We start from the raw sequence: 17,755 nt of genomic DNA, 5'->3' as shown, positions 1-17,755 counted from the left end.
TAGAAAACCCGTCAGCCTTTTATATTGGACGGCCCCTACGTTAAGTCGCTGCTGAAGAAGCAGCTGCGTGGTCAGCCTTCACACAATCTATTGCGACAACGAGCGCAATAATGATGGCTTCCCTCTCTTCATTCAATATTTGAACCTTGTAGCTATCGCCCCAAGTGAACCACTTCTTGCTCACGTTACCGACGACTTCGCCATACTGTAATACCTGAAAATCCATATCCCACCAATTACCATGTACTTCAATGCCTGCCGCATCAATCGTATAGCGTGCTTTTAAGAAAGAAAACTCCTTCTTAATCGTTAACACCTCTCGACCATTCACCTCAACAAAAAACTTCGGCAGAAAACTAAACACCTTTTTGGTAATGAGCGCAACTTCATCTCTTGCTGTATTCATAATGGAGAATGTCTTTGGAATTTGCATAAAACTGCCCTCCACATAATAAACATCCTTCTCCTGCTGATCCTTTACTGTAAATTTTCCGCCTAGACTGAAAACCTTCTGCTTTATATAAAATTCTTTCATACTATGCCTCCTTTGATACAAAGGGAATTTTTTTGTGTATAATGGATATATATTAAAAAAGAGAAGTGCCGGTAACACTTCTCCCCGCAACTTCTACCGTCAGGGTGGTCGTTGTGGAGTTATTTATTTTTGAGAACCACTCTTATGCTTGCGACGGCGCTGGGTGGTTTTCTTGTTTTCTAGTTGCAATCTTATTTTATCATTTTCTAACCTTCTAAAAACCTATCATTCTTCGACAAAATTCCGGTTGTGACAGGCACCTAGTTTATTTTTCCTACGGAAGGGTATTTAAGTAAAAAACTCTTACGAAGGAGATGTTAATAATGGACGAACATAAGGAAGTCGAAAGGACTGAAAGGAAGTCCGATTCCAGTAAAGTAGCTTCTACTTTTATAAAATATGCTGCTTATCTAATTATTTTTTTCGGAATAATGTGGTTTATTATAAGTTATTTGATACCGATGATTAGAGGGTAGACATGAAGAGCAACATTATCATAGAGTTTATCGAGAACTTCAGGATTTGGGATGTTAAAGGGATGTTAAAGATGGCTAGAGGACGATGAAACAGCCCCTAAATGTGGGGTCAGTCGCCCGATGTGTTAAAGCGGCGGAGGACTGACCCTTTTTTCCTGAAAAAACCGGGCGATGACAGTGCCACCATAATTCTCAAACGTTAACTGGAAAAAATGCAAAACCTTCAAGTTTGTGTTCATTCACCAATTTTCTACATGGGTTAAACCATACAAACGTTTATTTAAATTTGCTAGGAACCGTGATACATTGGGATTATTGCAGTTTAGCGGACAAAAATTTTGTCAGTTAATCAAACGTTTATTTAAATTGCTGCGAAAGCCAGTGAGATCATCGATTTCACGCTATAATTTGAAAAAAAATTAGCGAAAGTTGGTTTATTGTCTGAATCCATTCCAGCATTATTATCTTCTCTCTTCAGGAATTGACACCTCTCGATACAATTGCCTTCAGAAAAACAAATCAAACGTTTGATTAAATTGGTCACGAAACCCGCTATTTTGAGATTCAACGGCTTTGGCTGGTAAAAATTTTGTCAGTTAAATAAACATTTGATTAAATACGCCGAAAAGCCCACTGTTATAGGATTAATTCAAATTAACGTCCAAAATTTTTGTCAGTTAAACAATGATGAATTCGTTTATTTTTTTGGGAATTTATTTGATAATACAAACCAAGTTAATTGACACTCATAATATAAAGTAAAACTAATTTTTAGAGGTGTGGGAATTGACTCATCATATCACAACTGGTCCAATGCCTGGACATCCTGAAGCTTGTATTGCTCAATATAATCATAAAGTTCTCAGTCACACTCCTTCTAGCTACCATTCCAATCATCATCATTCCAATCATCATTTTCCAAATCAGAATCACTTAATACCATATATTCAGCAACCAACTACAGGTTTTGTTCCTTATGGTATTCCATATTGGGGACCGCCAACTGTCCGTTAGCGGAACAACAAAAAGGCTATACTCCTCTTTGAAGTATAGCCCCTATTCGTAAAAGAAGGTATTAATTAGAATTCTATTATTCCGCCGCTAAAGCCTGTGCTTTAGTTAAATGAACCGTACCAGATGGATGTTGCGGAGGAGCATATATAGAATAAAGTTTTAAAGGGATATTACCTGTATTGGTTAGATTATACCAGGTGGATAGCCCCCAGGCAACATACCGGGGGGCTATCTAGCAGCCTTTTAAACCGGATCTCTATTGCCTATTTATCTTTATCTGGCTCTAAATGGTTATATTTTGGAGCGTCTTCTTCACTAGGTAAAGGAGTTCCTTGTCTAATCTTACCTTCAATCCGTCTATATTCATAAACATGTTTAGGTTCATCTTTAAACGTAACAAAAGCTGCATAATGATAACTACCTATTGTTAGTTGAGTTTCTATTTTTTGAATTTGGTCCTTATTATATTCTTTTAATAAATAGGCATAAGTATCATCCTTTAAAGAATTAAGTTGATATTGTATATAGCCATCAATCCCAAAATAAACCCCAAAAGGAAGAATTATGATTAACCAAAAAATAATTGTTATCAATATTACAAATTTCTTTTTCATAATATTCCTCCTCGTAATATACTTAGAGTAATTAAATTCTATATATCCTAGAAAAATCCTTCTTGGACTAACAGCCCATTACTTCAACATGAAAAAATGACCGCAGCCGTTACCATCCTTCTAAAACTCTTGCACCCTTTTGTTTCAGTACACTTTTTCACAATCTTTTTTGTAATAAAAAGGAGATGACTTTCCGAAAGGTGTTGGATTAAAGATTTAATGCTAAGCAGTTTGATAAAAGTCTTATAAGACATTATGAAGTTGCCTCATTGGTTTCAATAAAATTCTCACTTGAATTTATGATACGCAAGACAATTATTAATAAAATAAACAGGTATCTTGTCATTTTATCGTTGGTTACAGACCTAACCAGAGCTGCAAAAACCAAAGTTTTTATTATTAAGTCCATACCATTGTCCCACCCTTTCTCTAATGTAAATATATTCAAGAAATTGAAACAATGTGAGTTGTTTTCTTCCTAGTTGGTGTAAATTCGCATTTTCCCGACCCTATCCCATATAAAAAAGAAGTTTCGTTAATGATTCAACGGAGCTGTTTTTTATTGTGAAAAAACCATACTATCCAGTTTAATTAGTCTCTTTTTACCACACAAAGTTTTCCAAACCTTCATCAACTATCCAGCCCCTTTACTTGAAGACGAAAAAAGGGACTTTGCATTTGGTGTCTTTTGTTAGAATTATCTCGACCCTTTACTGCATATCTTTGTGTCCAAAAACTTCGTTGAGTGCTTCATTGAAAATTTCTAAATTAGGTATACGACTAGTCCGTACAAACAAAAGTTCACATAGACTAATGGTGACACAAGACAAATTCACAAGGAGGTTATTTACCGATGAATAGAAATTTTCCACCATCAAACATGATGCCAAACATGATGCCCAATATGATGCCAAACATGATGCCAAATATGATAGCACCAGTACAACCAATGCCAGCCCAATGTTGCCCGCCACCACCTTGTCCGCCAACATACTGTCCGCCACAAGTGTTTCCAACACAGTATGACCCAGGACTAGTTGACCCTGCGCAACAATATGTAAAAACAAACTTATTTAATAAAGTAGTCTCTCATGTCCATCCTTCTCATACGACAACAGTCAACAAGCTTCATGTTAATCATCAACATTATTTTCCCCACACAGAATCATGTGTAAATGAATGCTGTGAAACACATACAATGTGTGGATGTCCAGTCAACCCATGTTGTCCATCAGGTCCATTTGGATATTAATTTTCTCTAAGCCCCCTTTTAGGGGGTTTTGTATTTCCGTTACCAAATACTAAACCATTTCATATACTATTAAAGTTCCTGTTACATGCTCTCCTTAGGTACCTTATGGGTGCCTTTTTTATTTATGGTGTAAGTCAGTAAAAACAGGGTATATCAAAGGAATAAAGGTAAAAGGACACATCTTCAACTCAAGCCCTGTTTGTTTAAGTAGAAACATACATAAAATGAATTCTAAGACAAGAATTTATATTATTTCTTCTTTATCTTCTCTCCAAATTATTTATTAAGGTTTTTTAACCTTTATTTCATATTTTGGTAACATACTTTTAGTAAAGTATAAGAGGGCGTTTAAAGATGAGTTAGTTTGCTTTTCTACATAACTTTTTCCTTGTAAGGTGGTAGGAAAAAGTTATACTCATATATGATTTTTTTAAGATTTTAAAAAAAGGATTAAGAAAATTTTTTGGAGGTGTTCGATATTATGGATTCCTCTAAAAAAAGGAGTCTTTACTTTGACAACGCAAAATTCATTTTGATATTTTTAGTCGTTTTCGGTCATGTTATCAGTCCTTTAAAAGGTAACAATAACATTCTTTTCACTCTATATTCCGTCGTATTCCTTTTCCATATGCCAGCCTTTATACTTATTTCTGGATATTTTTCAAAGGGATTTCATAAGAAAGGTTATTTCTTAAAAACCGTAAAGAAGATTTTATTACCATACATCATTTTTCAAATAGTTTATTCGATTTTTTATTACTATTTGGACGGAAAAGAATCAGCACTTAAAATTGACCTTTTACAGCCACACTGGACTTTATGGTTTTTATTGAGCCTGTTCTGTTGGAATATTCTCCTTCATGTATTTGCAAGGCTAAAATGGGTTGGATTAATTATGGCAGTTGTAGTTGGCATTGGAATTGGTTATTTCGATCATGTGGGAAGTTATTTATCATTATCAAGAACTTTTGTATTTTTCCCCTATTTTCTATTAGGGTTCTTATTAGATTCCAAACATTTAAAATGGGTTAAGAAAGTAAAATATTCAACATTCATTGGATATGCAGTTCTCCTTATTACAATTTTGATATTTGGAGCATTCTTTCCAAAGGATGCCATACCATGGCTGCTTGGTGATACTCCATATGCTGATTTAGGTATGAAGGGATTGACGGATGGTTTCATTCGTGCCTCCCAATATTTTGTAACAGTAATAGTTATTTACGGGTTTTTGGCCATTGTCCCGTCCAATGGATTTAAAATGACAATAATTGGTCAACGGACCTTATATGTGTATCTCTTACACGGATTTATTATTAAATCGATCCAAGCAATCGTCTCTGACGATATTTTAGATGGATTATCTAATCAATACTTAACGCTAATTGTTTTTTCTTTAGGCCTTTGTATATTATTAGGAAATTATGTCATCCAAAAATATACTCGTCCATTGATTGAATTAAAAATTTAACTGGGGTTGGTTATTGTGACCGTTCCTTCGAAAAAATCGCGTAGGCGGGCACATCGGCGGGGTACTGTGGTCGTTTGATCGAAAAATCATGTGGTTAGTCACATTCAGCTCAAATTCTGTAGCAGCCACTCCAAAAGTGCAGCTAACGGGGAATAAAGTTGGGATTTATAAACAGAAAAGACCAGAAATAACCTAGGTAAGTTCCCTGGGTTATTTCTGGTTTAATTTTTTTGGTAGCCCTTAAGAGCTATTCCGCGGAACAATGTTGTGAAACAAGATTATTCGGGAATTTATTTTTCCCCCACCCTGTCCTTTTTCACTCTAAAACTATAAATAGAAGGTGAAAGGAGGTGGCGACAATGGCAATGGAATTATTACTAGGGACAAAGCTTCGCTTGGTATTTGAAGCGGGGATTAATGACGAAGGAAAACCAGTTTACAAAGCTAAAACGTTTAGCAATGTGAAACAAGAAGCAACGGTTGACCAGTTGTTTCAAGCTGCACAGGCAATCTCTGTTTTGTGCAAAGACACGCTAAACAAAGTGGAACGCAATGACAGCACTGAGATTCTAGCTTAACTGTTTGGCTTGGTGGAATTTTGATGATCGGAGGTGAAGGAAATGGCGAAAACATTGGTATTACAATTTGACACGGAGTTTGGAAAGACGGCTAGCATTTCGGTAGATAATCCAAGAGAACCGATTAATGAAGTTCTCGTGAAACAATCGATGGAACAGATAATTGCATCGGGAGTTTTCACAACAGCCAGCGGAAAGCTAGCGGCTGCTAAAGGAGCACGAGTCATCGAACGCAATGTAACGGATTACGAACTTGTTTAATAAGGTAGAGGCCGGATTCGCAACAAACGAAGCCGGCCTTTCTTCACAACACATTTAAGGTAGAAAGGAGCGAGTACTCGTGGAAGAAATCATTTCATTCATCAGCCAGGTCGGATTCCCGATCGTTGTGACCCTCTATCTGCTCTATCGGATTGAATCCAAGCTAGATGCAGTGGTCCAATCGATACAGGAACTGCCCAACCGGATGAAGGCATGAATATAGAAACAGTCATTTCGCTGCGATTAAAGGTGGACTGCCCTGCTCATATCGGCGCAGGGTGGTTTTATAAGGTGCCTTCCCCGCTCTTATATGATAGATGGACCTTTATGCGGCACCGCAGACAAATTCCGACCCATTTTCCCACAAAAAATACCCATCAAACATTTGATTAAAAATGCCCTTAAGCTTGATAGATAAACCTCTGTTCCCCCTTACCATTAAAAATATTGTTATAGGATTTTTTGAAACGACACAACTAGCTACTTTCCACTTGTTGTGCCTTCTTTTACATGCAAAACATCCGATTGTTCACTATATGCGAAAAAGGGGGTATTAAATTGATGGAAGAATCCACCTAATTCGCTTCTACATGATGTTCACTATAGGAACGACCTCACGTCTAACCTTTGGTTGAGAAATTTACTTTATAGTTCGCCTTGTCCGGACGGGTGCAGCTTCGGGAGTATTCCATGACTGCTTCTGCGGCGTTATAGCTTGTGTTTGTAAATAGCAGCAATGGGGTGGAAGAATCAACGTCCAGGAACCTGGCATCTGATTGGTCTAACTGCGTCAGATCAAGGGTCTGCCGAGAATAGGCAATGTCAATATTATAAAAATCATAAATCTCATAAACCGAGAATACCGATAAATCGATATCCTCTAATTCAGGAACAACAGCGTGCGGTATATAGATTTCTTCCAGTGAGTAGGGCTCACGATCAATATAGTTAACCCGCTTAATATAAAAAATCTGATCAGCGGGATCAATAGTGAAAATCTTGCCATACTTATGCCCTGCCGGACGCAAAGACTTCGCCAATATTTGAGATGAGGGATTAGCATTTTTCTTCCTGACCATTTGCGAGAATCCTTCCAGGGTTTCCAAATCCTGCTCTCTTTTCTCTCCAAGAACGTAAACGCCCTTCCCTTGTATTCTTTTGAGCAATCCCTCATTCACAAGCGCGGCAATACCATTTCGAACAGTCAATCTATTAATTCCATAGGTTTTTGCCAATTCGTGCTCCGTGGGGATCGCCGTCCCGGGTGGAAAATCACCATCTTCAATCTTGGTTCTGATAATCTCCCGCAATTGTAAATACATCGGAGATTGATAATCTATATTGGACAAGGTCGAATTCACTCACTTTCCACTAAAATTCACTACCATGCACCCTTATATTGAATCGTGATACAGCTGTTTTTAGCGCCCATCTCCATGCATGCTTCAATTGATTTTTGCTGGAGGATTCCGCAAATAAAAGCGGCAATATAACTATCTCCGGCACCCATTGTATCAACGACCTCACACGGGACAATACCATAACGGTAAAAGTTCGCACCATCATACACCAAGCTGCCCTTTTCACCCATGGTTACAACAATCAATTGTGGGCCTTTTGCCTGCATATTTTTCATGTAGTCCTGAATAAACGCATCCTCTCCCTCATCATAGGAAAAGAACGCATAATCAACATGAGGGATAATTTCCTCCACAAGAGGATGCTCCAGCTTGTCGGCAAAGTCAAAAGCAATCGGAACCCCTTTACTTTTAATGTCGCCTAAGCTTTTTTCAATTTTCCCCCAAATTCCTGATACTACTATATCATGCGAGGCCAAAAAATCAATATCGCTATCGGTCAATGAAAACTCTTCAAGAACGCCTTCATAATAATCACCAAATACCCTGTCGTTATCAATGACCTCTACCTCTGTAATAGCAGTCTGTCCAGGTACTTCTCTGACATGTGACACATCGACACGTTTGGCCTTTAGGGCATCCTTCAATAGCCTTCCATATTCATCATTTCCAACCACACCGGTATAAGAGGCCTCTTCCCCCAGCCTTACGCAATACACGGCCACATTGACAGGGTTACCTCCAGGGAACGCTTCCCCTGTCTGCTTATAGACATCGATACAATTATCGCCGACTGCCCCGATTCTCATATTATTTTCCTCCTCTAATGCGAAATGTTAGTGTTTAAGAACGGAAGAAAAACGGATTTGATCTGCTCTTACGATGGATTTATAAAATTCAATTGTCTTTTCATCCTCGGTAAATACATGACCAGTAATATAGAAAACAGGCGTCCCATTCTCAACGTCCAATCGTTCAGCTTCCTGTTCACTTACATAGGTAACACTTAATGATTCCGAGCCATGGTCGATTTTCACATGATAGACTTCTTCCATAATCCGATAAAGAGACTCCTGTGAAAAATCATACTGTTCAATGCCCTTGAACAAGGAGTAGTCAATATAGGCCAGCTCCATCATCGCTGGAATTCCATCTATCATTCTTAATCGTTGTAAACAGTAAATTTTACTTCCTAGCGTTAATTTCATCCGTTTGGACAACTCTTTATTGCATTCGATAATATCTGTGTATAAAACCTCAGTTGATAATACCTTATTAACTGCCAATGCACTTTTTGCCAAGGACTCCATATCCTGCAGGTTACGCACCAATTTTTGCGGAGCAACAAAGGTTCCAGCTCCGCGCTTGCTATAGATGATTCCATCCATAATCAGCCGCTTGATTGCACCGCGCAAAGTCGTTCTGCTTGTCCCCAATTCCTCACAAAGCTGCCGTTCCGAGGGAAGTTTATCATGTGGACGCAATTGATTCTGATCGATAAAATATTCTATTTTTTCCACCACTTCTTCGCGTGGTTTTAAATGATTGTTGTCCATGTAAATAATACCCCTCCACCATTGATCCTTATATCGTATCTGATACTTAAAATATATCATAAAGAGCGGAGGGGGAATACAACACGGAATGAGGACGGAAACCTTATCTCTCTTGAATATAAACCAAAACCGTTCTCTCAGACGGACCATCGAACTCACAGAAGTAAACTTTGAAAATAGTCAAATCCAACCGCTCCACATCCTCATTAATACAACGATAAAAGTCCGGGTGAACATGCATATCAATAAACAAAAAAAAATCACTCTTTTCTTCCTATCTATATAGATAGGGCTAGTCCATTAATGCTTTTAAGTTGTTGATTGCCCGTCGAGCATAGAAGCGCGGCTCATTTAAGTAAGCGGTAACTAATTCAATCGTTGCTGTGCCAACGTATCCGATGTAGTTTAATTCCTGCACTAATTCTTTCAGCGGCAGCATACCCTCACCCGGAATCACATGCGTATCAGAGGTTCCATCACTATCAATAACATGGAGGTGCTGCATTTTATCCTGCAATTTATCAAAATAGGCCATGATACTTTCATGCTGTACGAACGGTGGAACAAGATCGCACATACCCACTAAATGGTCAGACTCTACTTGGGCAAATACCCTGGCCAAATCATTGGCAGTTGTACAAACATTGGATTCCATCGGCGTCAGTGCCTCGAGGATGATTTTATGATTTATTTTTTCAGCATAATCGGTTAATTCCTTCATCGATTCTATCAATCTATGCCAAATTTCCTCTTCTGTCGTCAGATAGCCGGCATGGGCTGGAGACATTAAAGTAAACTCGGCACCCATTTCCTTCCCCATCTCCATTGCTAGCTTCAAATAATCAATGGCATCACTTCGCATCTGTTCTGTACCAATCATAAAATTATAGGGATAGGCATTGTGCTCAGGTGTATAGACCCTAACTGGCATCTCATACTCTTCAATCAGCCGTTTCACCAGATTAATATCGCCATTCTTCAAGTCAGGGGCAAACGCATGCGGACGGCCGCCCCAAAGTTCTATATAGTCATAGCCAAATCTTTTTGCGTCCTCAAAAGCATGTTCCAACGGGTTTCTCTGATAACCCGATGTAAATAACCCAATCTTCATGCTTCAACCCCCTATTCCTTTATTCTATCTGATAAAGCGTTTTCAACCTTTTTTAAAAAAATACATGTAATCAAAGATTAATAGGCACTAATCTTGATTACATGTCATGTTCACTCTGGTGACTCTAGTAATCGAGCTGACGGTAATAGCGTCTGATTTCCATCGGATGGCAATTGATTTTTTCGAGATGGGCATCAATTCGCTGCGTGATGGCACGCAATAACAGATGCGAGATTCGCCCTCTAAATTCAGGACTGATTCCTTCCAATTCATAATCCTTTGTATCAATGATGGTATACCTTGAACAAATTCTTGGCAGGAACTTGGCCACACGTTCCGATAATGGACGTTGTTCATCCTCACCTACAAAAACGGTCACCGCGGTATCGCGGTCGATAACCTCTAATGTTCCATGGAAAAGTTCGGAGGAATGAATTGATTTTGAACGGAGCCAATGCTGTTCTTCCCAATAACACATCGCATAGGAGTAAACAGCGCCCCAATGATTTCCTGCCCCAACAAAATAGTGCATCGAATCATCCTTATGTTCATGTGCAAATTGTTCCCCAAACGAATCAGCTGCCTTCTCGACTTCAACTAACCCTTTGGCCAAATGCCCATCAAGCTCCTTATAGAATTGCTCATATTGCGGGAAATCGCCGTTATTGAACATGAAGCGATCAGCAACCATGAAGAATTTGATCTGTTCATTAGCCGGATAAGAAATCAGGTAATCCACACTTTGAGCAAGCGGAGCTTCTTTAACATCAATGAAACCGACAATGCGTGCCCCAACTTCTTTTACTTGGGAAACAGCTCTTACCATCTCCTCCGTGCTTCCTGTCACCGAAGAAATAATCACAACAGATTGTTCGGTTAACTTACGGTTCCCAGTCGTTAAATATTCAGCAGCATTTTCTACGTAAACAGGCAAGGCGCTTTTTCCGGTAATATAGGTCACGGCCTGCATACTGGAGGCATAGGTGCCGCCAATTCCCAAATAAAAAATATGGTCAAAACCTTCGGAATAGATCTCGTCTACTATTCGCTCAATCTCTCCCCGTAATTGAAGCGCTCCATTCACACTATCCATTTGATTGGTTTCGTTAAACTTTAACATCACATACATCTGCCTTTCCTAAGGTTATCGTCATCACACTAGCAGCCATGTGGTTTATAAAGATGTGCCGCATCCGCCATCATAAAACTAGATATGATAATGATAATTTAATACCAATTTGCTCCCGTTGATAACTGGATTATAGCACCAGTTCCAAATCAACGTCAATTTAAATATTTTAATAATTCTAGATACATAGATAGATTAGGATTGTAAACGTTTTTTTCGTTTGATAGAATGTTGAATGAACAAATGTTTAAATTGGTATTAAAAAGTACAGTTATTATTTATTACGATTAAAGGAGGAAGAAATGAATGAAGTATGCAGAAACTATTTTAAAGTCAGCGCATATTTTCACCGCAACAAAAACAGATGTCTTCTCAGGGTATATTGCCATATCTGAAGGGATCATCCTCTCCATCGGGCAGGAATGGGATGAAAGTTTGGTGGGGCCGGAAACAAGAATCATAGATTTAGGTGATCAATTCATTTCTCCAGGATTCATCGATGTTCATTGTTTCTTTTCTGGATATGCGATGAATTTCGTCGGTACGGACCTAAGCGGCAGACAAACTTCCCAAGAGATTTACACCGCTCTTATCGATTATGAGGCGACTGCGGATGGGGACAAGCCCATTTTGGGCCACGGTATAGACGCAAAATTAATCCAAACGGATAAATGGGACCATATCAACGAGAAATTCGCAAATAAACCGGTGATTTTATTTTCCGAAGGGGTAGAGGATTGCTGGCTAAATGATGCAGCCAAGAAACAATACCAATTTGACGAGCATCATTGCTACCCGGAGGCTTATTGGCGATTGATGAAGGATATTTTTAAAGACCATACTTTCATGACAGCACAATTTAAACAATATATGAACTTCATGAACAGCAGAGGGATTACATCCGTTAAGGAAATGGGGTTTGATGACTATTACGGCTTTGTCGATATTCTTAAACAACTTGAGGACGACCATGAATTAACACTTCGGGTCAACTTCATGAGTCAACCGGTGGGCGAACCCTTTAATCTTGAATTTGGCAAAAGAATGCTCGTCCAAACAACCGGGGATTTTGTCCGGTTCTCAGGCTATAACATGATGACCGATGGATCAATTAGTCAATTAATGGGGGATTTAAAAGAGCCCTACCTGTCGAATCCCGATATCCATTGCCTGGAACCAGTCAACTATGATGGCATTGCCGAGAAGGTATGGGAAGCCGACCGTAACGGGTTTCGATTCTCGCTGCATGCACAAGGCGACCGAGCTGTAGCACAAACGATCAATATCTTTGAAAAATGCCAGCGCACCCCAGACGGCAAACTGGTCAACCGCCATTGCATCACCGACTTAGAACTAACCGATCCTGAAGACCTCACCCGAATGGGGACATTGGGAATTGTAGCAGAGGTCTATCCGCAAATCAGTTCGTTATATCCTTATGACGAAAAAGTGGAACTCACCGAACGATTAGTTGGGAAAAACCGGGCCAGAAACTATTGGAACAGAAGGAAAATGGCGGATGAGAATGTGAAAATTTCATGTGCCACAGACCTGCCGTTATTATTCGATGATATCCCAGAATCGATTTACAACAGCTGCGGCGGTTATTTTAACCAGGGGGACATGCCCTTTAATCCGGAAAATACCTTATCGATCGCCGAATTATTAACCGCATGGACTGCCGGCGGTGCTTATAACCTGCATCTTGAAGACTACCTAGGGACATTGGAAGAAGGAAAAGCCGCTGATATCACCATTCTCGACAGTAATGTGTTTCATACCGATATGAAACACATGCGCGATGTAAAGGTAAGCATGACGATCGTAAACGGGAAAATCGTCTATACAAACTAATAGAAGACCTGCTCCACTCCCGCGGAAACCGGAGTGAAGCAGGTCTTTTTAATAGCATTTTAATGAAAAATAGACATAGGGGTTCGCCCCATGTCTATTTACTAAACCTTAAACAGCTGCTTTTCGATTCTTTCTTTCCCAATAATAATAAGCAGGAAGACCAGTAGCCACGGCAATCACCGCAGAAATAATCCCTGGAATCGGCGCCCACATAAAGGTAGAGGCAATCAAAGTTCCCGTTACAAGCATGGCAATCCCCGCCATCACATAGCCCATCGGCATTCTCCACATTGGATTATAGCCGGACTTCTTACGACGAAGAACAAAAACAGTTCCAAATGTAAGAAAGTTTTTCAGCAAAGCAACGATGGTGAAATACCCTAATAGATCACTAAGGGATGATGCGAATACAAGCACAATCGCAATCCCGCATTGAACGATGATTGAAATATGTGGAGTTCCCCAGCTTGGATGCACTTTTCCAAATGATTTAAAGAATAGACCGTCCTTTGCCATGGCATATGGCATACGCGGTTGGAACATGATACAGCTTGATAGAGAGCCAACGATAACAATAATGGCCATGATTGCTGTTAAGGAACCAGCAGTAGACCCTATTCCAGGGATTTGTGCCATCGCGTCAGAAACAGGCGCACTGCTTGTTGCCAATTTATCCATTGGCAGCAAACCGGTTACCACCACACTTAACAGGACATACAACACGGTGATGAGCACACCACTGATAATAAGGGCCCTTGGCATTGTTTGCTTAGGGTTTTTAATCTCTCCTGTCATATAACATACGGAAGCCATTCCATCAAACGACCAAGTCGTGGCAGAAATCCCCGCAATTAAAGCCAATATTCCAACTGGAACTTCAGGCCCTGCCGGGGTGGAGCTCATTAAGCCAGGACTGAAGTAGAAAAAGCCAACGCCAATTAATATAGCAAACATAATGATCTTGAATGCGGTAATAAACGTTTGGAACTTTCCTCCGCCTTCCACACTACGAAGGTGCATGAACATGAACACGAGAATAAGTGCTACTGCAATAAATTTCATACTTAATGGCGAAAAGCCAACAAAATAAGCTAAATAATTCGTAATTGCAATGGCCATAATCGAAATGGATGGCGGGTCAGTGGCCCAGAAACTAATCCATCCGGTTAAAAATGCCATTGGACGGGAACCCGCTTCCCGAAAATAAATGTATTGACCGCCATTTTCCGGATAGGCTGTCGCCAATTCCGCATAACAGAGATTTGCCGGTATATTAACTAATCCGCCAATTAAAAAGGCAAGAATAACAAATAAAGCCGTTCCACTTGCTGCTGCAACCTCTCCCAAGGAAGAGAAAATACCAGACCCAATAGTAGTACCAACACTAATGGCAATTGCAGCACTCAGTCCTAATTTGCGCTGAAGACCACCAGTACTTGTACCTTTTTCCACAACATCTTGTTTTACTTTTCTAACCTCACTCGCCATGGCCTATTCTCCTTTTCTATTTCTCTATCAACATGGGAAACAAAAAGGGATGAAACAATAAGTAAGCGGTATCAATCAAAGAAAAATATAAAATGGCGGGTGCGGCAGCCCATCCATTCCTACGAATTAACCAAGTTTTCTGTTTTTTAATACCACTTTAATAAAAAATACCACAGTACGAGAAATAATTCAATAGCATTTTCTATAAGATGCATGCCCACTTCACCGCATTAAACTTTAGCTGAGCGGGGGTCTGCCCCCCCCTTGCCGGGACGAGGTCCTGTCACCTCGTCCCTTTTCCTTATCTCTTTAATAATACTTCTTCTTCATAGCTTTTTACTTCAGTCAGCCAATCTTCTCTTACTGGCACACCCATTTGTTCACAATAATAATCCCACACGGCGCCAAATGGGTAGGTTTTGAATTCTTCCATCAAGGCCAGTCTTTCAGTAAAATTACCTTCCTCTTGCAGTTGTTTTAAATGCTCGTTCGGCATCAATAACGCGTATAAAAGTGCTTTAATCATGTTGCGCGTGCCAATCGTCCAGGCAGCAACACGATTAATACTTGCATCAAAGAAGTCGAGGCCAATCTTTACTTTATCGAGCGCTCCATTCCGGACAATTTCAAGACCGATTTCACGCAGCTCGTCGTCAAGGGAGACGACATGATCGCTATCCCAGCGTACCGGACGTGATACGTGAAGCGCTAGTTTATCGCTAAATAACAGCATAGAAGAAATTTTATTGGAAACTGTTTCTGTCGGATGGAAATGACCAGTATCAACCAAACAAAGTTTATTGTTCTTTAGCGCATAGCCGTAATAAAACTCATGGGAGCCGACAACAAATGATTCCGAACCAATCCCAAATAGTTTGCTTTCGATCGCGTCAATATTGTACTGCTCATCAATCTCTTCCGCGAAAATCCGATCAAGCGACTCTTTTAGGCGCTTTCTTGGAGTGAGACGATCGCTTGGGATATCTTTATAGCCATCTGGAATCCAGAGGTTGGTCAAGCATGGCGTTCCAAGTTCACGACCAAAATATTCGCCAATTTTCCGGCTCTTCATACAGTGGTTTATCCAAAACTCCCTGATCTCCGGATCCGGGTGAGACAGAGTCAAGCCGCCTTCTGCTTTCTCATGAGAAAACATGGTTGGGTTAAAATCAAGACCGAGACCCTTTTCTTTTGCCCAATTCACCCAATTCTCAAAGTGTTTTGGCTCGAGCTCATCACGCTCAACGGCTTCTCCATTCGTTTCGGCGTACATTGCATGGAGATTGACGCGGTGGTATCCTGGAATCAACGTTAGTGCTTTTTCCAAATCCATTCGAAGCTCATACACATTCCTTGCCTTCCCAGGGTAGTTTCCGGAAACACTGATTCCGCCCGACAGCTCGCTTTTGTTTACTTCGAACCCGCCGATATCATCGCCTTGCCAGCAATGAATCGAAATCGGCACACGCTTCAATGTTTCCAGTGCTTCATCAACATCAATTCCCCATGTTCCATATGCTTGTTTCGCTACTTCATATTGAGCTTTTACAATTGTCATAAAAAATCTCCCTTTCGTTTCGTATTCAACCATACTGATTAAATCGATTGATGAGTGTTTCTGTCTGAACAGCTGCTGGTATAAATTCTTTAATATCAAATGATTTCCGGATTAACTGCCGACCTTCATGTAAGTCAGCCAACTCACCTGCAGCAATCATCTGAAGCAGTAAATTGCCAATCGCCGTCGCTTCCGATGGTCCGGCATAAACTGTTTTTCCGCTAACATCGGCAGTTAATTGATTTAAAAGCTCGTTTTGTGCGCCGCCTCCAACGATATGCAGACAATCAATCGATTGCCCCGTAATTTCTTCAAGCTCTTTGATAACCATTGTGTAAATAATGGCAAGATTGTCATAAATACAACCTGCGAGCTCACCTGCTGTTTCGGGAATCGGTTGATTTGTTTCCCGGCAATAAGCTTGAATTTCCACAGCCATATCTATCGGATTGATAAACCGGTCATCGTTAAAGTTGATAAACCGCTGGAATCGTTCCACTTTTTTCGCTTCTTCCACAAATTGCGAATAATTATAGTCCTGCGGTAAACTTTTGCGAACTTCTTGAATAATCCACATGCCGATAATATTTTTCAAAAAGCGGAAGGACTGAAAAGTTCCCCATTCATTTGTGTAATTATTTTCAAGCGACAAGTCGGTGATTACCGGCTCGCTCGTTTCAATGCCAAGCAAAGACCATGTGCCGCTGCTTAAGTATGCCCAGCCCTCTCCGATTCCAGGGGTTCCCGCAACCGCCGATGCTGTATCATGAGAAGCAACCGTGACAATTTTGCAATCTGGCAGATCATAGGAAGGAAACCATTCCTTTTTAAGCCTGCCCAATTCCTGTCCCGGTTCAGAAAAATAAGGAAACTGCTCTTTTTTTACTGAAATCAGCTCGAGAAGGTCGTCATCAAAATCGCGTTTCTTTACATTAAGAAGTTGCATTGTCGAAGCATTTGTTACTTCAAGCACTGCATTTCCCGTAAGCCGAAAACCTAAATAGTCCGGCACCATTAAAATCTTATCCGTTTTTCGAATCAGCTCGGGAGCTTCTTCAAACAGTTGATAAATTGTATTGAATGGTAAAAACTGAATGCCTGTTTTTTCATAGATGAATCCCTTAGAGATCTTCTTTGTCAGTTTTTCAATTGTTTTTTCTGTTCGCTTATCACGATAGGAGACTGCCTCTTGTAAACGGTTACCTTTTTCATCGATCAGGACATAATCAACTGCCCATGTATCAATACCAACTGTACATGTTTCATATCCGAGTTTCTTTACAGTTGCAAGGCCTTTGACAATTTCCATTAATAAATGATCAATATCCCAATATGAAGTTCCTTCTCTTTCCATAAAACCATTAGCGAATCTATGAATTTCTTTAATTTCTAGTTTGTTTTCTTTACGTTCTCCGGCAACTAATCTGCCGCTCGATGCCCCGATGTCAACCGCGATATGTAACAATTCGATCCCCCCTTTTAAAAGTGGAGCAAAAATTC

General features: G+C 40.0%; 17 protein-coding genes and 1 pseudogene. 7 read left to right on the top strand and 11 right to left on the bottom strand.

What is annotated here, in order from left to right; genetic code table 11:
• Positions 1-40 precede the first annotated feature (40 nt).
• The gene (locus AA980_RS10295; RefSeq protein ID WP_024031231.1) at positions 41-535 is read right to left on the bottom strand and encodes an LURP-one-related/scramblase family protein; all 495 of its coding nucleotides are present in this window, start codon (positions 533-535) and stop codon (positions 41-43) included.
• 1,262 nt (positions 536-1,797) lie between these two features.
• Here AA980_RS10295 and AA980_RS26890 point away from each other — a divergent pair.
• Positions 1,798-2,025 (top strand): hypothetical protein, encoded by a 228-nt coding sequence (locus AA980_RS26890; protein ID WP_152681125.1) that lies wholly within the window; start codon positions 1,798-1,800, stop codon positions 2,023-2,025.
• Positions 2,026-2,101: 76 nt separating this feature from the next.
• Here AA980_RS26890 and AA980_RS26885 read toward each other — a convergent pair.
• A pseudogene (locus AA980_RS26885) lies at positions 2,102-2,224 on the bottom strand (cupin domain-containing protein); the annotation flags it as partial.
• A 64-nt stretch (positions 2,225-2,288) separates the two neighbouring features.
• Entirely contained in the window at positions 2,289-2,639 is a 351-nt protein-coding gene (locus tag AA980_RS10290) for a DUF3139 domain-containing protein (protein ID WP_024030928.1), read from the bottom strand.
• Between the two features lie 853 nt (positions 2,640-3,492).
• On the opposite strand from AA980_RS10290, the gene AA980_RS26280 reads away from it, so the two are divergent.
• The 5 genes from AA980_RS26280 to AA980_RS10270 all read left to right on the top strand — a co-directional run bounded on the left by AA980_RS26280 (position 3,493) and on the right by AA980_RS10270 (position 6,418).
• Positions 3,493-3,891 (top strand): CotD family spore coat protein, encoded by a 399-nt coding sequence (locus tag AA980_RS26280; protein WP_328586723.1) that lies wholly within the window; start codon positions 3,493-3,495, stop codon positions 3,889-3,891.
• 481 nt (positions 3,892-4,372) lie between these two features.
• Positions 4,373-5,362, top strand: coding sequence for an acyltransferase family protein (locus AA980_RS10285; RefSeq protein ID WP_024030926.1), 990 nt, complete (start codon positions 4,373-4,375; stop codon positions 5,360-5,362).
• Between the two features lie 359 nt (positions 5,363-5,721).
• Positions 5,722-5,940, top strand: a complete 219-nt coding sequence (locus AA980_RS10280; RefSeq protein ID WP_024030925.1) for a DUF1659 domain-containing protein — start codon at positions 5,722-5,724, stop codon at positions 5,938-5,940.
• A 42-nt stretch (positions 5,941-5,982) separates the two neighbouring features.
• Positions 5,983-6,201 (top strand): DUF2922 domain-containing protein, encoded by a 219-nt coding sequence (locus AA980_RS10275; protein ID WP_024030924.1) that lies wholly within the window; start codon positions 5,983-5,985, stop codon positions 6,199-6,201.
• A gap of 79 nt (positions 6,202-6,280) precedes the next feature.
• A complete protein-coding gene (locus AA980_RS10270; protein ID WP_024029820.1) occupies positions 6,281-6,418 on the top strand; it encodes a YvrJ family protein in 138 nt (45 codons plus the stop codon).
• A 403-nt stretch (positions 6,419-6,821) separates the two neighbouring features.
• On the opposite strand, the gene AA980_RS10265 is transcribed toward AA980_RS10270, so the two are convergent.
• From AA980_RS10265 to AA980_RS10240, 5 genes are all read right to left on the bottom strand, one after another.
• Complete coding sequence (locus AA980_RS10265) at positions 6,822-7,562, bottom strand: GntR family transcriptional regulator (RefSeq protein ID WP_235815175.1); 741 nt, start codon at positions 7,560-7,562, stop codon at positions 6,822-6,824.
• Between the two features lie 20 nt (positions 7,563-7,582).
• Entirely contained in the window at positions 7,583-8,368 is a 786-nt protein-coding gene (gene frlD / locus AA980_RS10260; RefSeq protein WP_024029822.1) for a fructoselysine 6-kinase, read from the bottom strand.
• A 27-nt stretch (positions 8,369-8,395) separates the two neighbouring features.
• Positions 8,396-9,115 carry a GntR family transcriptional regulator gene (locus tag AA980_RS10255; protein ID WP_024029823.1) on the bottom strand — a complete coding sequence of 240 codons (720 nt, stop codon included), beginning with the start codon at positions 9,113-9,115 and terminating at the stop codon, positions 8,396-8,398.
• 292 nt (positions 9,116-9,407) lie between these two features.
• A complete protein-coding gene (frlC, locus tag AA980_RS10245) occupies positions 9,408-10,226 on the bottom strand; it encodes a fructoselysine 3-epimerase (RefSeq protein ID WP_024029825.1) in 819 nt (272 codons plus the stop codon).
• A 124-nt stretch (positions 10,227-10,350) separates the two neighbouring features.
• Positions 10,351-11,346: an SIS domain-containing protein gene (locus AA980_RS10240; RefSeq protein WP_024029826.1), complete on the bottom strand. Its 996-nt coding sequence runs from the start codon at positions 11,344-11,346 to the stop codon at positions 10,351-10,353.
• 315 nt (positions 11,347-11,661) lie between these two features.
• Between AA980_RS10240 and AA980_RS10235 the strand changes: the two genes are divergently transcribed.
• Positions 11,662-13,209: an amidohydrolase gene (locus tag AA980_RS10235; RefSeq protein ID WP_024029827.1), complete on the top strand. Its 1,548-nt coding sequence runs from the start codon at positions 11,662-11,664 to the stop codon at positions 13,207-13,209.
• A gap of 108 nt (positions 13,210-13,317) precedes the next feature.
• Here AA980_RS10235 and AA980_RS10230 read toward each other — a convergent pair whose 3' ends face one another.
• The 3 genes from AA980_RS10230 to rhaB form a co-directional block, all read right to left on the bottom strand.
• Positions 13,318-14,697 carry an amino acid permease gene (locus AA980_RS10230; RefSeq protein ID WP_024029828.1) on the bottom strand — a complete coding sequence of 460 codons (1,380 nt, stop codon included), beginning with the start codon at positions 14,695-14,697 and terminating at the stop codon, positions 13,318-13,320.
• A gap of 301 nt (positions 14,698-14,998) precedes the next feature.
• Positions 14,999-16,255, bottom strand: coding sequence for an L-rhamnose isomerase (gene rhaA, locus AA980_RS10225; protein WP_024029829.1), 1,257 nt, complete (start codon positions 16,253-16,255; stop codon positions 14,999-15,001).
• Between the two features lie 25 nt (positions 16,256-16,280).
• On the bottom strand, positions 16,281-17,720 hold the full coding sequence (rhaB, locus tag AA980_RS10220; protein ID WP_024029830.1) for a rhamnulokinase: 1,440 nt from the start codon (positions 17,718-17,720) through the stop codon (positions 16,281-16,283).
• Positions 17,721-17,755: the final 35 nt, after the last annotated feature.

Source organism: Neobacillus vireti (assembly GCF_001026695.1).
GTDB classification, from domain to species: Bacteria; Bacillota; Bacilli; order Bacillales; family Cytobacillaceae; genus Neobacillus; species Neobacillus vireti.
The sequence above is the reverse complement of the archived record's forward strand: the minus strand, read 5'-3'. Positions and strand labels throughout refer to the sequence as shown.